The sequence below is a fragment of the Streptomyces sp. URMC 123 genome (genome assembly GCF_051386515.1).
Taxonomy (GTDB): domain Bacteria; phylum Actinomycetota; class Actinomycetes; order Streptomycetales; family Streptomycetaceae; genus Streptomyces.
Genome location: NZ_JBPQTV010000146.1, coordinates 1 through 15,297, shown reverse-complemented (window position 1 = coordinate 15,297; position 15,297 = coordinate 1). Strand labels below are relative to the sequence as shown.

Annotated in this window: 12 protein-coding genes and 2 pseudogenes; 10 read left to right on the top strand and 4 right to left on the bottom strand. The window is 69.6% G+C overall.

Features of this window, described 5'->3' with window-relative positions:
* The first annotated feature begins 290 nt into the window (after positions 1 to 290).
* Positions 291 to 857 carry an N-acetylmuramoyl-L-alanine amidase gene (locus ACSNOD_RS18100; protein ID WP_436767996.1) on the top strand — a complete coding sequence of 189 codons (567 nt, stop codon included), beginning with the start codon at positions 291 to 293 and terminating at the stop codon, positions 855 to 857.
* A 93-nt stretch (positions 858 to 950) separates the two neighbouring features.
* Here ACSNOD_RS18100 and ACSNOD_RS18095 read toward each other — a convergent pair whose 3' ends face one another.
* A complete protein-coding gene (locus tag ACSNOD_RS18095) occupies positions 951 to 2,141 on the bottom strand; it encodes a thiolase family protein (protein ID WP_436767995.1) in 1,191 nt (396 codons plus the stop codon).
* A 113-nt stretch (positions 2,142 to 2,254) separates the two neighbouring features.
* The gene (locus tag ACSNOD_RS18090; RefSeq protein WP_436767997.1) at positions 2,255 to 3,025 is read right to left on the bottom strand and encodes a PIG-L deacetylase family protein; all 771 of its coding nucleotides are present in this window, start codon (positions 3,023 to 3,025) and stop codon (positions 2,255 to 2,257) included.
* A 208-nt stretch (positions 3,026 to 3,233) separates the two neighbouring features.
* Here ACSNOD_RS18090 and ACSNOD_RS18085 point away from each other — a divergent pair, with 208 nt between their 5' ends.
* The 3 genes and pseudogenes from ACSNOD_RS18085 to ACSNOD_RS18075 form a co-directional block, all read left to right on the top strand.
* Positions 3,234 to 4,526 carry a GAF domain-containing protein gene (locus tag ACSNOD_RS18085; RefSeq protein ID WP_436767994.1) on the top strand — a complete coding sequence of 431 codons (1,293 nt, stop codon included), beginning with the start codon at positions 3,234 to 3,236 and terminating at the stop codon, positions 4,524 to 4,526.
* A gap of 62 nt (positions 4,527 to 4,588) precedes the next feature.
* Positions 4,589 to 6,112 (top strand): acetaldehyde dehydrogenase ExaC, encoded by a 1,524-nt coding sequence (gene exaC, locus ACSNOD_RS18080; protein WP_436767993.1) that lies wholly within the window; start codon positions 4,589 to 4,591, stop codon positions 6,110 to 6,112.
* 5 nt (positions 6,113 to 6,117) lie between these two features.
* A pseudogene (locus ACSNOD_RS18075) lies at positions 6,118 to 6,365 on the top strand (IS630 family transposase); the annotation flags it as partial.
* A 29-nt stretch (positions 6,366 to 6,394) separates the two neighbouring features.
* On the opposite strand, the gene ACSNOD_RS18070 reads toward ACSNOD_RS18075, so the two are convergent.
* Positions 6,395 to 7,036 carry a hypothetical protein gene (locus ACSNOD_RS18070; RefSeq protein WP_436767992.1) on the bottom strand — a complete coding sequence of 214 codons (642 nt, stop codon included), beginning with the start codon at positions 7,034 to 7,036 and terminating at the stop codon, positions 6,395 to 6,397.
* 534 nt (positions 7,037 to 7,570) lie between these two features.
* The gene (locus tag ACSNOD_RS18065; RefSeq protein WP_436767991.1) at positions 7,571 to 8,425 is read right to left on the bottom strand and encodes a hypothetical protein; all 855 of its coding nucleotides are present in this window, start codon (positions 8,423 to 8,425) and stop codon (positions 7,571 to 7,573) included.
* An 836-nt stretch (positions 8,426 to 9,261) separates the two neighbouring features.
* Here ACSNOD_RS18065 and ACSNOD_RS18060 point away from each other — a divergent pair.
* The 6 genes and pseudogenes from ACSNOD_RS18060 to ACSNOD_RS18035 form a co-directional block, all read left to right on the top strand.
* Positions 9,262 to 10,437, top strand: a complete 1,176-nt coding sequence (locus ACSNOD_RS18060) for a thiolase family protein (RefSeq protein ID WP_436767990.1) — start codon at positions 9,262 to 9,264, stop codon at positions 10,435 to 10,437.
* A gap of 16 nt (positions 10,438 to 10,453) precedes the next feature.
* Positions 10,454 to 10,882 (top strand): Zn-ribbon domain-containing OB-fold protein, encoded by a 429-nt coding sequence (locus tag ACSNOD_RS18055; RefSeq protein WP_436767989.1) that lies wholly within the window; start codon positions 10,454 to 10,456, stop codon positions 10,880 to 10,882.
* A gap of 51 nt (positions 10,883 to 10,933) precedes the next feature.
* A complete protein-coding gene (locus ACSNOD_RS18050) occupies positions 10,934 to 11,764 on the top strand; it encodes a TIGR03084 family metal-binding protein (RefSeq protein WP_436767988.1) in 831 nt (276 codons plus the stop codon).
* Between the two features lie 154 nt (positions 11,765 to 11,918).
* Positions 11,919 to 12,638: a PIG-L deacetylase family protein gene (locus ACSNOD_RS18045; RefSeq protein WP_436767987.1), complete on the top strand. Its 720-nt coding sequence runs from the start codon at positions 11,919 to 11,921 to the stop codon at positions 12,636 to 12,638.
* Between the two features lie 337 nt (positions 12,639 to 12,975).
* On the top strand, positions 12,976 to 14,235 hold the full coding sequence (locus ACSNOD_RS18040) for an amidohydrolase family protein (RefSeq protein ID WP_436767986.1): 1,260 nt from the start codon (positions 12,976 to 12,978) through the stop codon (positions 14,233 to 14,235).
* Positions 14,236 to 15,000: 765 nt separating this feature from the next.
* Positions 15,001 to 15,297 (top strand): annotated as a pseudogene (locus tag ACSNOD_RS18035) (hypothetical protein); the annotation flags it as partial.

The window sequence follows — 15,297 nt, the reverse complement described above, 5'->3', positions numbered from 1 at the left end:
CCTGTGCCTAGGGCCGGAGGCGGCGTACGGCCGACAGCCCGCCCCGGCCACCACGCCGGACCGTCCGCCTCGACCGACGCGGCCGCTCGCCCCAGGGAGCACCCACGGACACCACCCCCGCCGCGGAACCGACCACAGGTGACCGCTCGGCCGACCGCCACCCGGACCGGGGCGGCCCGGCCGGCGCCACTCCGACCACTTCCGCGAGCGGCTCCCGTACCGGCGGCCGCTTCGGCCGCCGCGCCCTGCTCCGCGGCGGCCTGCTGGCCGGGGGCATCGCCACCGCCGCGGTGGCGACGACCGCCGTGGCGGCCACGATGGGCGGGCTGTCGGCCGTACGACGCCTCCGGCCCTCGGCACAGGACTATCCCGACGCCCAGTGGGCCGCCGCCGCCCCGGGCAACTACACCGCCGCCAGCCGCCCCCTCGTCCACCCCATCGAGTTCGTGGTGGTGCATGTGACGCAGCTGCGGTTCGCCGACGCCCTGAAGGTCTTCCGCAATCCGGCCAAACGGGTCTCCGCCCACTACGTGGTGCGGTCCCGGGACGGGTACGTCGCCCAGTGCGTCCGCGATCGCGACATCGCCTGGCACGCCGGGAACTGGGACTACAACACCCGCAGCATCGGCATCGAGCACGAGGGCTGGGTGGACCGGCCGGAGTACTTCACCGACGCCCTGTACGCGTCGTCCGCCGAACTCACGGCCCACGCCTGCCGGGTGTACGACATTCCCGTGGACCGCGACCACATCATCGGCCACGCGGAGGTGCCGGGCGCCGACCACACCGACCCCGGGCCGCTGTGGGACTGGGACCGCTACCTCCGGCTCGTCGAGGAGCTCGTGGCGGACAGCTGAGCCGGCACGGCGCGGCGGCCCCGGGGTCCGCGGCCGCCGCCGTACGGCAACGGCTCGGCTCTCACCGGCCGCGGACCTCAGTGCTCACCGTGCTCACCGTTCGAGGACCACGGCGAGGCCCTGGCCGACGCCGACGCAGAGGGCGGCCAGCCCCACTCCCCCGCCCGCGGCGGCGAGCTGATGGGCGACCGCGCCGGTGATCCGGGCGCCGGAGGCGCCCAGGGGATGGCCGATCGCGAGGGCGCCGCCCCGGGGGTTGACCACGGCGGGGTCGAGGTCGGGCCAGGCGGCCAGACATCCCAGGGCCTGCGCCGCGAAGGCCTCGTTCAGCTCGACCGTACGGAGGTCCGGGAAGCCGCGTCCGGCCCGCTCCAGCGCGCGTTCCGCCGCCTCGACCGGCCCGAGGCCGAAGAGCTGCGGCTCGATGCCGGTGGCGGCCGACGCCCGCATCCTGGCGAGGGGCTCGCGGCCCGTGGCCCGCAGCCCCTCCTCGTCCACCAGCAGCAGGGCCGCCGCCCCGTCGTTCAGCGGGGAGGCGTTCCCCGCCGTGACGGTGCCGTCGCGGCGGAACACCGGCTTCAGCCCGGCCAGCGACTCCAGGGACGTGTCGTCCCGGATGGACTCGTCGCGGTGCGGGGCCACGTCCGGGAGGGGGACCACCTCGGCGTCGTAGAGCCCCTCGGCCCAGGCCTTCGCCGCCCGGTGATGGCTCTCCAGGGCGAAGGCGTCCTGCGCCGCGCGGGTCACCCGGTGCCGGTCCGCGACGAGCTCAGCCCCCTCGCCCAGCGGGACCGTCCACTCCTCGGGCATCCGGGGGTTGGTCATCCGCCAGCCCAGCGCCGTGGAGTACATCTGCTGATGGCTCGTGGGGAAGGCGCGCTCCGGCTTGGGCATCACCCAGGGAGCGCGCGTCATGGATTCCACGCCCCCCGCCACCACCACGGACGCCTCGCCCACCGCGATGGCCCGGGCGGCCTGGACGACCGCCTCCATGCCGGAGCCGCACAGCCGGTTGACCGTCGAACCGGGGACGGTCACCGGCAGGCCGGCCAGCAGGACGGCCATGCGCGCCACGTTCCGGTTGTCCTCACCGGCGCCGTTCGCACAGCCGAGGATCACATCGTCGACCCGGGTGGGGTCCAGCGCGGGGGCACGGTCCAGGAGGGCCCTCACCACGTGGGCGGCGAGATCGTCGGGCCGCACCGAGGCGAGGGCGCCGCCGTGCTTGCCGAACGGTGTGCGGACGGCGTCGACGATGTAGACGTCCCGCAGCCGGTCCCTCATACGACGCCCCTCCGCACTTTCGGGTGAACAGACGTTAACGCACGTTTACGATCTCCGTGCGGCAGAGTCTGCGCCCGGCCTCCGGCCCTGTCAACGCCCCCACTCCGGCCTCCTCAGCGCGGGAACAGCTCGAACGACACGGCCGGCTTGCCGCCGAAGCGCTCCCCCGCCTCCGCCATGCTGCCGGTCAGGAAGTCGCGCGCGTAGGTCTCCGGGTCCTGATCGGTCAGCGCCTCGATGTACGTGCGGTGGGCCAGCAGGGACTGCACGGCCCGCTCCACGCCCGAGGTGGCGTCGACGGCGTGCGTGGGCCGGGGCGAGCCGGCGACGGCGACCCAGCGCACCCCGCCCCAGGGTTGGAGCCCCTCCTCGATCAGCTCGGGGAAGATCCACCGGTTGCCGGCGTCCTCCGCGGCGTCCAGGGCCGCCCTGCCGACGGCCTTGTGGTCGGGACTGTTCCACGCGACACCGCCCCAGGTGTCGTGGTGGTTGAGGGTGAGCAGCAGTTCGGGGCGGTGGCGGCGGATGGCGGCGGACAGGTCACGGCGCAGCCCGAGCCCGTACTCGATCACACCGTCGCGGTGGTCGAGGAACTCCACGGCCGACACCCCGACGACCGCCGCGCTGGCCCGCTGCTCCTGCTCCCGCAGGGGGGCGCACTCGGCCGGGCTCAGTCCGTCGATCCCGGCCTCGCCCCGGGTGACGAGCAGATACGACACCTCGGCGCCACGGTCGACCCAGGCGGCGATGGCCGCGGAGCAGCCGTACTCCAGGTCGTCGGGGTGGGCCACGACGGCCAGGCAGCGCTTCCAGTCGGTCGGCATGGGCTGGAGAGGCTGGAGGGGGGCGGCGGTGCCTGTGGTCACGTCGGTCTCCTGATCCATGGTCATGCGTCGGCTCTCGGTCATGGGTTGGGCGGCGCCGATGGAGCGTCGCGGAACGCCGGGTGTCGAACGCTCGATGTCAAACGCTCGATGTCGAACGCTCGGTTGTCGAACGATCCCTCGGACGTCACGATGTAACCAGGCCCGGCCCCGGGGCGCCGGTCATTTCAGCCCCGTTCTGCGGCTCTCTCACCTCCGGGATGGCAACGTGACCGATCCATGGGTCGCTCTGGAACCCGGCACAGATCCGGCCGAACGCGCCGGTGCGCTGCGCCGCGCGCATCAGAGGTTCACGGCGGCCGGCACCGTCGAGGCGTCCGTACGGTCCGTCGTCGCCGAGTCCTGGCGCCGCTCGTCGCGGGCGCGGGTGAGCCCGGAGGCGACGGCTGCCGTGGACCTCCTCGACGACGATCTGGAGGAGTACCGCGCGAACCATCCGCTCGCCCGGGTGATGCCGTTGTTCCGGGAACTGGTGGGCACGGTCGCGACGGATGGCGAGCACCTGCTGGCGGTCTGCGACGAGTACGGGCGGCTGCTGTGGGTGGAGGGGCACGCCCTGACGCGCCGTCGCGCCGGGCGCATGAACTTCGTGCCCGGCGCGCGATGGGCGGAGTGCGCCGTCGGTACCAACGCCCCCGGGACCGCGGTCGCCGTCGACCGCCCCGTACAGGTCTTCGCGGCCGAGCACTTCAGCCGTACGGTGCAGCGGTGGACCTGTGCTGCCGCGCCCGTCCACGATCCGCGCACGGGCCGCGTGATCGGCGCGGTGGACGTCACCGGCGGCGACACGCTCGCCCACCCGCACAGCCTCGCCCTCGTCCAAGCCGTCGCCCGGGCCGCGGAATCGCAGCTCGCGCTGCTGGCCCCGCGACCCGCGACCACGGGTCGGCCGGCGCTCACTCTGTCCGTGCTCGGCCGCGATGAAGCAGTACTGGCGCTGGGCAACCGGAGGCTGCGGCTGAGCCGCCGGCACAGCGAGATCGCCGTACTGCTCGCCGCTCATCCCGAAGGGCTCAGCGGTGACCAGCTCATGTGCGCGCTGTACGAGAACGAGACCACGCCGCCCGTGACGCTCCGGGCGGAGCTGTCCCGGCTGCGGCGCGTCCTGGGCCCGGAGGTCGTACGGTCGCGCCCGTACCGGCTGGCCGCGCCCGTGGAGACGGACGCGGCGGCCGTCGCGCGGCGGGTGACGGCCGGCTCGCTGGACGCGGCGCTCCGGGCGTACCGGGGGCCTCTGCTGCCCGGCTCCCAGGCGCCGTCCGTACGGCGGCTGCGGGCCCGGCTGGAGAACCAGCTGCGGGCCGCCCTGGTCGCTCGGGGCGACCCGGACCTGCTGGCGCGCTGGACGGCCGGCCCCTGGGGCGCGGACGACCTCACCGCCTGGCAGGCGCTGGCGAACCTCTGCCCGGACGGCCACCGGTCGGGCGCGCTGGCACGGGCGCGGTTGAGGGAACTCCACGGGGAGCTGGGCGCAACCTCCCCGCAACGTCGGCGCCCCTAGCCTCGCCCCTCGAACGCCGCCCGGTGCGGTGGGCGGCAGCGACGGTCCGGGAGGCCAACGAGATGACCCGTTACTCCACGCCCGGCACGGACGGCTCGATCGTCTCCTTCGAGTCCACGTACGACCACTGGATCGGCGGGGAGTACGTCAAGCCCCACCGTGGGCAGTACTTCGAGAACGCGAGCCCGGTGAACGGCCTGCCGTTCACGGAGGTCGCGCGCGGCACGGCCGAGGACGTCGAGGCCGCCCTGGACGCCGCGCACGCCGCCGCTCCCGCGTGGGGCCGCACCGCGCCCGCCGACCGCGCGAACGTCCTGCTCCGGATCGCCGACCGGACGGCCGAACACCTCGAGGAACTGGCCGTCGCCGAGAGCTGGGAGAACGGCAAGCCGATCCGGGAGACGCTGGCCGCGGACATCCCTCTGGCCATCGACCACTTCCGCTACTTCGCGGGCGCCCTGCGCGCCCAGGAGGGCGGCCTCAGCGAGATCGACGAGGACACCGTCGCCTATCACTTCCATGAGCCGCTGGGTGTGGTGGGCCAGATCATCCCGTGGAACTTCCCGCTGCTTATGGCGGCCTGGAAGGTGGCGCCCGCCCTCGCGGCCGGCAACGCCGTCGTGCTCAAGCCCGCGGAGCAGACCCCGGCGTCGGTCCACGTCTGGCTGCGGCTCATCGCCGATCTGCTGCCGCCGGGAGTGCTCAACATCGTGAACGGCTTCGGGGCGGAGGCGGGCAAGCCGCTGGCGTCCAGCCCCCGGGTGGCGAAGATCGCCTTCACCGGCGAGACCACCACGGGGCGGCTGATCATGCAGTACGCCAGCGAGAACATCAAGCCGGTCACGCTCGAACTCGGCGGCAAGAGCCCGAACATCTTCTTCGACGACGTCTCCGCCGCGGAGGACGACTTCCGCGACAAGGCGCTGGAGGGGTTCGCGATGTTCGCCCTCAACCAGGGCGAGGTGTGTACGTGCCCCTCGCGGGCGCTCGTCCAGCGGGGGCACTACCGGGAGTTCCTGGAGGCCGCGGTGGCCCGCACGGAGCGGATCGTTCCGGGGCACCCGCTGGACACCGACACGATGATCGGCGCGCAGGCCTCCCACGACCAGCTCCAGAAGATCCTCTCCTATCTGGACCTCGGTCGGCAGGAGGGCGCCACGGTCCTCACCGGCGGCGACCGCGTCGAGTTGGGCGGAGAGCTTGCCGGCGGGTACTACGTCCAGCCGACGATCTTCGAGGGCAACAACCGGATGCGGATCTTCCAGGAGGAGATCTTCGGCCCGGTCGTCTGTGTCACGCCCTTCACGGATTTCGCCGACGCGATGGACATCGCCAACGACACCCTCTACGGCCTGGGCGCCGGCATCTGGACCCGCGACATCACCACGGCCTACCGCGCGGGCCGCGCGATCCAGGCGGGCCGGGTGTGGACCAACTGCTACCACGCCTACCCCGCGCACGCCGCCTTCGGCGGCTACAAGCAGTCGGGCATCGGGCGCGAAGGCCACGCGATGATGCTGGGGCACTACCAGCAGACGAAGAATCTCCTGGTGTCGTACTCGCCGAAGAAGCTCGGGCTCTTCTAGGGTTCGGCGACGACACGTTCTGGGGCGTCAACCGCCGGAAGAAGGGCGCCGCGAACACGCTGGCCGCGCTCAGATCGGGCCGGGCCGCCCGACCGGACGGCGCCCCCATCTTGCCCTGCACGCCTACCTGCGCTGGCGCAACGCGAATGCCCGTCACCCCGACGTGCCGGCAGCCCAGCGCCGCGAGCGGGCTCGCATCCGCAGCGAGAAGGGCATCCGTTGGGGCGGACGTCCCCTCGCCGATGCCGCTTGACCAGCCCGGCGACCTTGCCCGGCCGGGTCCTAGCAGTAGCCGCCCACTCTGGCATCGGCTGGAGCGAGGTTGGGCCAGGGATGCCCTGCTTTGTGGGAGGCAGCGGACCGTAGGAGGTCAAGGAGAGTGCACCCCGGGTAGCCCCGAAAACTCGCGTAGGTGCCCCGGTAGTAGCAGCTCCAGTAGCTCACGACCCGCCGTTGAGTGCGCGCGAAGAAAGCAGGGTTGTCCACGATGAACTGCCCGTAAGCGAGGTGGCCGCAGGTGCCGGGCGTGGCGAGATCACGGAGTTCATCGCAGATGACGACCAGGATCTCCAATACGTACTCGCCAACCAGCTGCACGACGAAGGGGACGACCCACGGGTCCGTGGAACCAAGAATCTTCTCCAAGTGGCGCTGCCTGACCATGCCGTCGCAGTGCCTTGAGTACAGGCAGTGCAGAAGCTGTTGTTGGCGCGACGAAAGCGACGCCACCCTGGCGGTTGGCGGCTCGTCGTTGTAGAGGCGCCCGGGGATCAAAACCTGCTGGCCCTCGACAGCGACCGAGAACGAGGCATGCGGCTGGAGCCGCGAATCAGGCATCACTGCCAGGACTGCCTCGGCATCGCTTGCAAGCTCGGCTGGGAACGCCGTGATCAACGGATTGCTGCGGTCGGAAAGCGGCTGCACGACCCAAGCATAGGCGGATGCCTCGGCCAGGTAGCTGGCATTAATGGCCCCACATCCGCCCAACCCGGCGAAGGTATGCGGTCAGAGCACTAGCAAGGGAGCAATGTTCGGCGACGCCCTGGCGTGTACGTATCGCACTCGATCGCAGTCGAGTTCTACCGAATGGCCGTCAGAACTGCATGGGTAGGTGTCCGTGCTCGCTGCCGCCATCACAACCACGGCCGTTGGTGTGATCACGCGCGTGAGGGCGGGAAGCAGCGGAGGTGTCTCCCGTAGGCGGGGCGGGCCGTACCACGTCGGCCCCCGCCGTATCGGCGGGTTGGGCAGCCGGAAAGGCGTCTTCCTCGGCAGGTATGGCGGGCCACGGAGGTCGGCAGGCGTGCGTGACTGGATCTTGCATGGTGCAAATGTACGCCGTTCCAAGGAGCCTCTTGCGGTCCCTTGTGTATCGCGGAGGGCAGTGCATGCACAGAACCTTCCCACCTCGTTCCGGTTACCCGGTTCCGCTTGGCTGGGGTGGACCGCGCAGGGCCGTTAGGTGAGCTGTGCGGCCTTGGTGAGGTGGGTGTCGGGGTCGTGGCGGTGGGGGACGAGGAGGCGGCGCATGGTAGTGAGGTGGCGGGTGGCGCGTGCGGAGTTGAGGTGGGGGTAGAGGTCCACGAAGTGGCTCCAGTGGGTGAGGGCTTCGTCGAGGTGGCTGAGGCGGTGAAGAATCTCGGCGTGGTGGGCGTGGGTGAGGGCGGTGGCGTGACGTTCGGTGGGGGTACGGGCGGCGAGTGAGGCGGAAAGGGCGCGGGCGGCGGCGCGGCTGTCGCCGAGGGTCGCGAGCATCTGGGCGCGCTGAAAGTGCAGGGCACCGTCGGGGTAGGTGGTGAACGGGCCGGGCGATGCGTCAACTTGGTCACGCTGGGTGTGGAGGCGTTCGGCACGGGTGAACGTCGCCAGGGCGGTGTGGCGGTCGTGGCGGGCTTCGATGACGGCGAGCTGGGCCAGGGTGTAGGCGCGCACAGGGGGCGGTGCGTGGTGGGCGTGAACGGTGGCGGCCTCGGCGAGGTGGCGTACGGCGGGGTGGTAGTAGCCGAGGTTGTGGGCGTGGGTGGCCATGGTGCGCAGGACGATGGCCAGTGCGGCGCGGTCGTGGGCGTCGGCGGCGAGGCGGGCAGCAGTGTGGTGGTAGTGCTGGGCGGCGGCGTCGTGCCCGGCGTCGGCGCACATGGTGCCGAGCAGCAGGGTGAGGTGGCTGGTGGCGGTCAGCAGGCCGCGGCGCACCGCCTCGGTGGCGTCCGTGCGCAGGAGGGGGAGGACGGCGTGACGGAGGTAGGCGGCCAAGGCGGGGCGGATGTGCGCGCCGCCGTGCAAGGAGGCTGCCTCGGCGAACACATGGGTCATGGCGTGTAGTTGCTCGACCCGAGCAGATCCAGCCCGCCGGACTGAGGAGGCTGAGTCCGCGACTGGGTCGGAGGGCAGCTGGGTGAGAGAATCGGGGAGGGCGAGGGCTGCGAGGTTGAACACCGCGGTGGCAAGGAGACGGCGACCTCCGGGGTCGGTTTCGGCGGAGGTCAGCCGTGACAGGTGACGCAGCGGATCGACCTCCCAGGTAGGCGGGGGCAGGATGGATGGGGCGCGGGTCAAACCTGCTTCGTGAGCGGTGACGGGCCGACTCAGGCGCCGGCTGAGTACTTCGAGCAGGAGCGCCGCGGCGTCGGAGCGGGGCTGGGTGCCTGCGAGCCAGCGCGTGACGGTGGAGCGGTCACCCGCACGACAGTGCCCGCGCTCCGCAGACAGCGCCCGCATGGCGGCAATGAGTTGAGCCGCGTTCCAGTCGCAGGCATCGAGCAACTGGCGCAGCTGGACGTTGGCATGGCGAGGCATTGGCTCCTCCTCGGCTAACAGCAGCCCAGACGACCCACCTTCACAATCGCACGTAGTCGCAGCGCAAGTTGCACATTCGCAGCGTCTGGGGGTGGGCCGCCCGCCGCGGGCGGTGGTGCACTGGGCATCTACCCACCCCAGGGCCCGGCCGACGCGGCGCAGGTGGCTCCGTATGCAGTCCAGGCCGTGCGACGACTCCCGCTGGTGATGACCTGTGCCTTGGTTCCTTGCCCGTATGCCGTTTGCACCTGCGGTTCCTGCAGGCCGTGAACCTGCTCGGCGGTGCGAGGCCCCTGGCTGATCCCCGACTGCGGGGGCGGCAGAGCGGCTGCCGGTTGAGGTAAGGAGGCGATATGGCTGGTGGCGCGAAGCGGGATGCCGCGATCGCGGGCCTGGGAATCACCGACGTGGGCAAGGTCTACGGTCGGACGGCTCGCGACTTCGCGGCGGATGCCGTGCGCCGCGCATGCGACGACGCTGGGCTGCTGACCAGCGAACTGGATGGTCTGCTGGTGACCCCCGGCCTGAACGACGATCTCAATGCCTCACTTGCCGAAGATCTCGGCGTGCGGGATCTCAGGCTCCTCAACGTGATTCGCGGCGATGGCTCATCCGGGTGCGCTGCGATCGCCTACGCCAGCATGGCGATCAGCTCGGGACTGGCGAGCACGATAGCGTGCGTGTTCGCCGACGCACCGCTACGCCGAGGTCATCGAGCCGGCGCAGCCTACGCACCGAGCGAGTCGCCAAGGGGATTCGACAGCCTGGTTACCGACGCAGGGCTTGCCGGCGTGCACGCTCGGTACGCTTTGGCGACCCGTCGGCACATGGAAACTTTCGGCACCACGTCCGAACAGCTCGGGGCGATCGCCGTGGCGCAGCGTGCGTGGGCCAGCCGCAACCCGCTGGCCGAGATACGGGACCCCATGACGCTGGCTGATCACCAAGGCTCGCGGCTGATTGCCGACCCCCTGCGGCTGCTGGACTGCTGTCTCGTCAGCAACGGCGGCGTAGCGGTCGTCGTAACGTCCGCGAGCCGTGCGGCGGCACTGGCTCAGCCCCCGGTGTACGTCCTCGGTTTCGCCCAATCCCATCCCGTCCATGAGGACGCCAAGGGCAGCAGATTCGGCATCGTCAGCGGGGCGGCCGAATCCGGGCCCGCGGCGCTCCGCATGGCTGGAGCCGGGATCGATGACGTCGACATCGCCGAAATCTATGACTGCTTCACGTTCGCGGTGCTGCTCACCCTGGAGGACTACGGGTTCTGCCCCAAAGGCGAGGGTGGGCTGTATGCGGAGGAAGGACACTTGATGCCCGGAGGAGGGCGGGCAGCCGTGAACACCGGTGGAGGCCAGCTGTCCGGCTACCACATGTGGGGAATGACGCCGGTATCCGAGGCAGTCATCCAGGCGCGTGGCGCGGGTGGTGAGCGCCAAGTCGACCACAATGAGGTGATTTTGGTGAGCGGTAACGGAGGAGTGTTCCATCACCACAGCACCCTCGTGCTGAGCCCGCAGGCCCGCAGCTGAAACCGAGGTGCGAGTGATGACGATAGTGCGTGACGACTCATCGGCGCCGTTCTTTGATGCACTGGAAAGAGCCGAACTGGCAGTGAGGCAGTGCGCGGAGTGCGGCAGTCTGGCGGCGCCACAGGTAAGGGCATGCCCGACGTGCTCGGCACCCACGCTCGGCTGGAAAGCAGTGTCAGGCTTCGGGACGCTCATAAGCTGGACAGTACTGCGTGACCGAGCCGGTGCGATCACAGCTGTGGGCGGAATTGTAGAGCTCGTGGAGGGCCCGTGGCTCCGCGTCCGGTTGGCAGCCGACCCCGCCGGGCTCAGAGCCGGACTTCCTATGAAGGTGGAATTCGAGCGCCGGGACTGTGGGGAGTTTGTCCCCACCTTCCGTCAAGCGGCAGACGTCACCCTCCAGGAGCATCACTCCTTCACCAGAGCTCAAGGCACGATGTATTGAGTCGTACGATCGAGCACAACCCGATATACGCCCTCGATGAGGACGGTTGGCATGGCCGATATCAACGCGATAGTGGACGACCTCGACGCCGAGCGCGCCGACCTGGATGAAGTGGTCGCGGGTCTTGACGCGAGCCAATGGAGCTCCCTCACTCCTGCGCAGGGTTTCACTATCGCTGACCAGATCGCGCACCTCAATTGGACCGACGAGCTGGTGATGCGAGCGATCCGCAGTCCGGAGACGTTCGCTGACGAGGTCGACGGCGTGCTGGCGCCCCCGCACGCGGTGGAGTCGATCAACGCCGGATCAGAGTTCGTCAATGCCGGCACCAGGGAGCGCTCGCACCTTCCGCAGAGCCAACTGGTGTCGGTATGGCGAAGGAGTGCTGCTGAGCTTTCCGGCATCTTGCGCGCACTTCCAAGCGGCACACGCATCCCCTGGTTCGCCCCTCGTCCGCTTTCGGTCGCGGCGATGGCCGCTTCTCGGGTGATGGAGACGTGGGCCCATGGCCAGGACGTGTTCGACGCGCTCGGGATTTCCCGCCAGCCGACCAGGAGGCTGGAGCACGTGGTGCGGTTGGGGGTTCGCAGCAGGGACTTCGCATATCAACTCAGGGGGATGGAACCGCCCGAGGAAGAGTTCAGAGTTGAGCTACGTGCCCCAGGGGGCGAAGTATGGAGCTGGGGCCCGGCCCATGCTCCCAACAAGGTAGTGGGTACCGCACTGGATTTCGCGCTGGTCGCGACTCAACGGTTGCACCGCGAGGATTCCGATTTGGTCACCTGGGGCGACGCCCCCGAAGAATGGCTGCGCATAGCTCAGGCGTATGCGGGCCCGGTGGGCCAGGGCAGAAGGCGCCAGGGTCCCCTCCATGCCGCGTAGCTAGCGAGCAGTTGCTCGAGGCTGTCGCGCGCCATGCATTCTGACGCAGGGGTGTCGAACCGAATGGGACTGGTGACGGCGGCCTCCACACCCTCCCCGATGGCGGCCGTTTGCGACGCAATGACACACGGGCATCGAGAGAAGGGAAATCAGAGTGGAACTCGAGCGTGTGCTGGTAGTGGTAGCTCACCCTGACGATGTCGATTTCAGTGCGGCCGGCACGGTAGCCGGGTGGTGCGCCGATGGCAAGCAGGTATGGTATTGCTTGGTCACAGACGGAGAGGCCGGGGGGGATGATCCGTCTATGGGGCAGGCGGACATTCGTCGACTGCGCCGAGAGGAGCAAGAGCGGGCGGCCACAGAGGTGGGGGTGAGCGGCGAGCGGATCTGCTGGCTCGGATATCCCGATGGCGGTCTGGAGCTGAGTCTTGACCTGCGACGGGACATCGCCAGGGTAATCCGAAAGGTGCGCCCGCATATTATGTTGACGCAAAGCCCCGAGCGCAATTGGGAGTGGCTGGCACCCAGCCACCCGGATCATCTCGTGACCGGTGAGGCCGCGTTCCAAGCAGTGTATCCGGATGCGCGAAATCCGCTTGCCTTTCCGGAACTCCTCACAGAGGAGCGACTGGAGCCATGGGTGGTACCGGAGGTCTGGTTGAGCGGCGGCCCGATGTCGAACAGCTTTGTGGATGTCACCGAGACCTTCGATACGAAGATGCGGGCACTGAAGGCACACGCAAGCCAGATCGAGAATGTCGCCAGGGTGGAGGCGGAGATGCGCCAGTGGCTGGGTACGCAGGCTGAGGCCGCGGGGCTTCCGGCAGGCAGACTTGCCGAACCGTTCCAGGTGGTGTCGACCACGGGCCCCTGAGACTTTGTCTCACTGACGCCCCCGGCATCAAGGGCAGTGCCTCGTTCCTGGGAGTACGCCACCGCGCTCGCCGGCGGTGGGGGGCCATGTCCACAGCCCGAACCCGTCCGGCCCGATATTCGCTTGGCGATCAACGGCCCCCAGCAACAAAAGGTGCCCCTCTTCGCCATGGCTGCGACGGTCGCGAGGTTGGGCGCGACCCCGCCGCCTCCACCAAGCCGTTGTCCGCGCCTGCCGCTGCAAACGACGCCAGCACTCCGCCCGGCCGCCACCCTCAAGCGCATCAACAATTCTCGGAAGCCACCACGATCTCCGACTGAAGGATCTGTCAGCCACCATGCCCAGCCGTCTGCCCGGCGCCCCCCTCAGCGGTGCGACGCCCTCGCCCGGCACTCTCCAGGCCATCCGAACCAGCTACCTGTTCGATGGCGAACGCTCGTATGGTCCCTCAACCGTCCTGCTCTCAGGCTCGACAGTGGAGGACGTACTGCCCGGCCACGCGCAACTCCCCGCGCACATCTCAGTATCCGATTACGGGCCCGGGTCCTGTCTGCTTCCAGGTCTCATCGACCCACACACTCATCTGTGCTTAAACGCCGGCGCTGCACCGTTCGTGCACCTTGAACAATCCGACGACGCCACTGTCCTCAGCGAAGCACAGCAAGCAGCCTCCCGAGCTCTGCGAGCCGGGATCACCACGGTGAGAGACTTGGGTGATCGCTCCTTTCTCAGCCTCGCCCTCCGTCGCCTGGGGGACGACACGGTGCAGATGCCCGAAATCCTGGCCGCGGGCCCCCCGCTGACAAGCGTCGGCGGACACTGTCACAGCATGGGAGGAGCAACAGAGGGGCAGCACGCTCTGCGTGCCAGCGTCCAGGAACGAAGTCGGCGCGGGTGTCATACCGTCAAAGTCATGGCCAGCGGAGGCGTGCTGACCCACGGCTCCCTGCCGTTCCAGCCGCAGTTCACCTCTGCCGAATTGCGGTGCGTCGTGGCCGAAAGCCACAAGCATGGCCTCATCACGGCTGCCCACGCCCATGACGATCGCAGTATTCTCATGGCCGTTCGGGCCGGCTTCGACAGTGTGGAGCACGCTGATTTCTTCACCTCCGACGGGGTCGCGCCCAACCTCGCGACCATCGAAGCCATGGCGAAGAGGCGCACCTACGCGTGCATCACTCTTGGCGTCCTTCCCGGGGCCCCGCCGCTCCCTGATTTCATCTCCCACCGCCTGCCAGCGATCACTGCTCTGACCCGGCTGATGCATGAGGAAGGAGTGCAGCTCCTGGCGGGCAGCGACGCCGGTATCGGCCCATTCAAACCTCATGACGTGCTGCCGCACACTCTGGCAGCGTTCGTGGCCGCCGGCATCCAACCCACTCACGCTCTTCATCTCGCGACCATGCGCGCCGCAACCGCGCTGCGACTCACCCCGCGGAGGGGTCACATCGTCCGAGGGGCCCACGCCGATCTTCTCGCGGTCGCTGGCAACCCGACACAGGACATCGGCGCGCTCCGCAACGTGCTAGCCGTTTATCGAGGTGGACTTCTGGTCCACCTCGCCCCCGCACGCCACACACCCGGCCGAGCGCGCTGATTAGGGTCATGTAGTCGACACCACCTGGAATGGTTCGGCAAGCCCCGGTTACTGGCGTAGGCGATCGCAGCGCACACGGATGAGCCATCGCCGCGAATCACGTTGAGCAGCCTGAGATCCCGCACGCCGAGATCTTCGGCAAGTGAGGCATTGAGATCGTCGTTCAGGCCGGGGGTCACCAGCAGGCCATCCAGTTCGCTGGTCAGCAGCCCAGCGTCGTCGCATGCGCGGCGCACGGCATCCGCCACGGTGGCGGCCGGGGGCACGGGCAGGACGCGCCCGGCCAGATAGTGCGGTTCGCTGGCCACCCAGAGGTGCCCGTCGGGCCGGCCGGTCTGCGGGGATTGCGCAAGCCGCAACTGCCGAGACGGATATAGCGCGGCACAGCCGCCCTTCACTCGGGCCGGTCGGTTAGCAACACGGCCAGCACCGTGGTTCCCCTCCAGCACCGCAGTGCCCGATCGGCCGCGGCCAGCGCCATAAACGCGCTACCGACCACACGGTGTACGGCCCGCAACACCCGGCAGGCTGGATCACGGGGCGGCGCGGGTACAACCAGTGCACGGCGCCCCTGCCGGGGACACCAGGCCCGGCAGGAGCGGATGCGGGACTCGTGCTGCCACTTTGCCCGCTTGTGAGTAACTGTCGGTACGGTGTTATACCGAAAGGAAATCGAGCGTGTCTCGAGACCCGAACACCTCACTGTGCCGATTACTGGAAGACTGCGGCTGGAGCGGAGCCCAACTCGCCGACGCCATACGCACGGTGGCTGCCGAACAGTCGGCAGGCTTTGGATGTGACCGCTCCACCGTCGCGCGATGGCTGGCCGGTACCCAGCCCCGCCCCCCGGCCGGCACGTTCCTCCTCGAGGCCCTCTCGCGGCGATTGGACCGGCCGGTCACCGCCGAGGAGGCGGGCCTGACCCGCGCCCCGGCCCAGATGCCACCACCGTCCTGGGAGTCTGATCCTGTGCGCACCCTGGCCGACCCCGAGCGTCGCCACCTGCTCGCCGGCGCAGTGTTCAGCCTCGCCGCCCTGCCCCTCCCCGACACCCTCCACGCC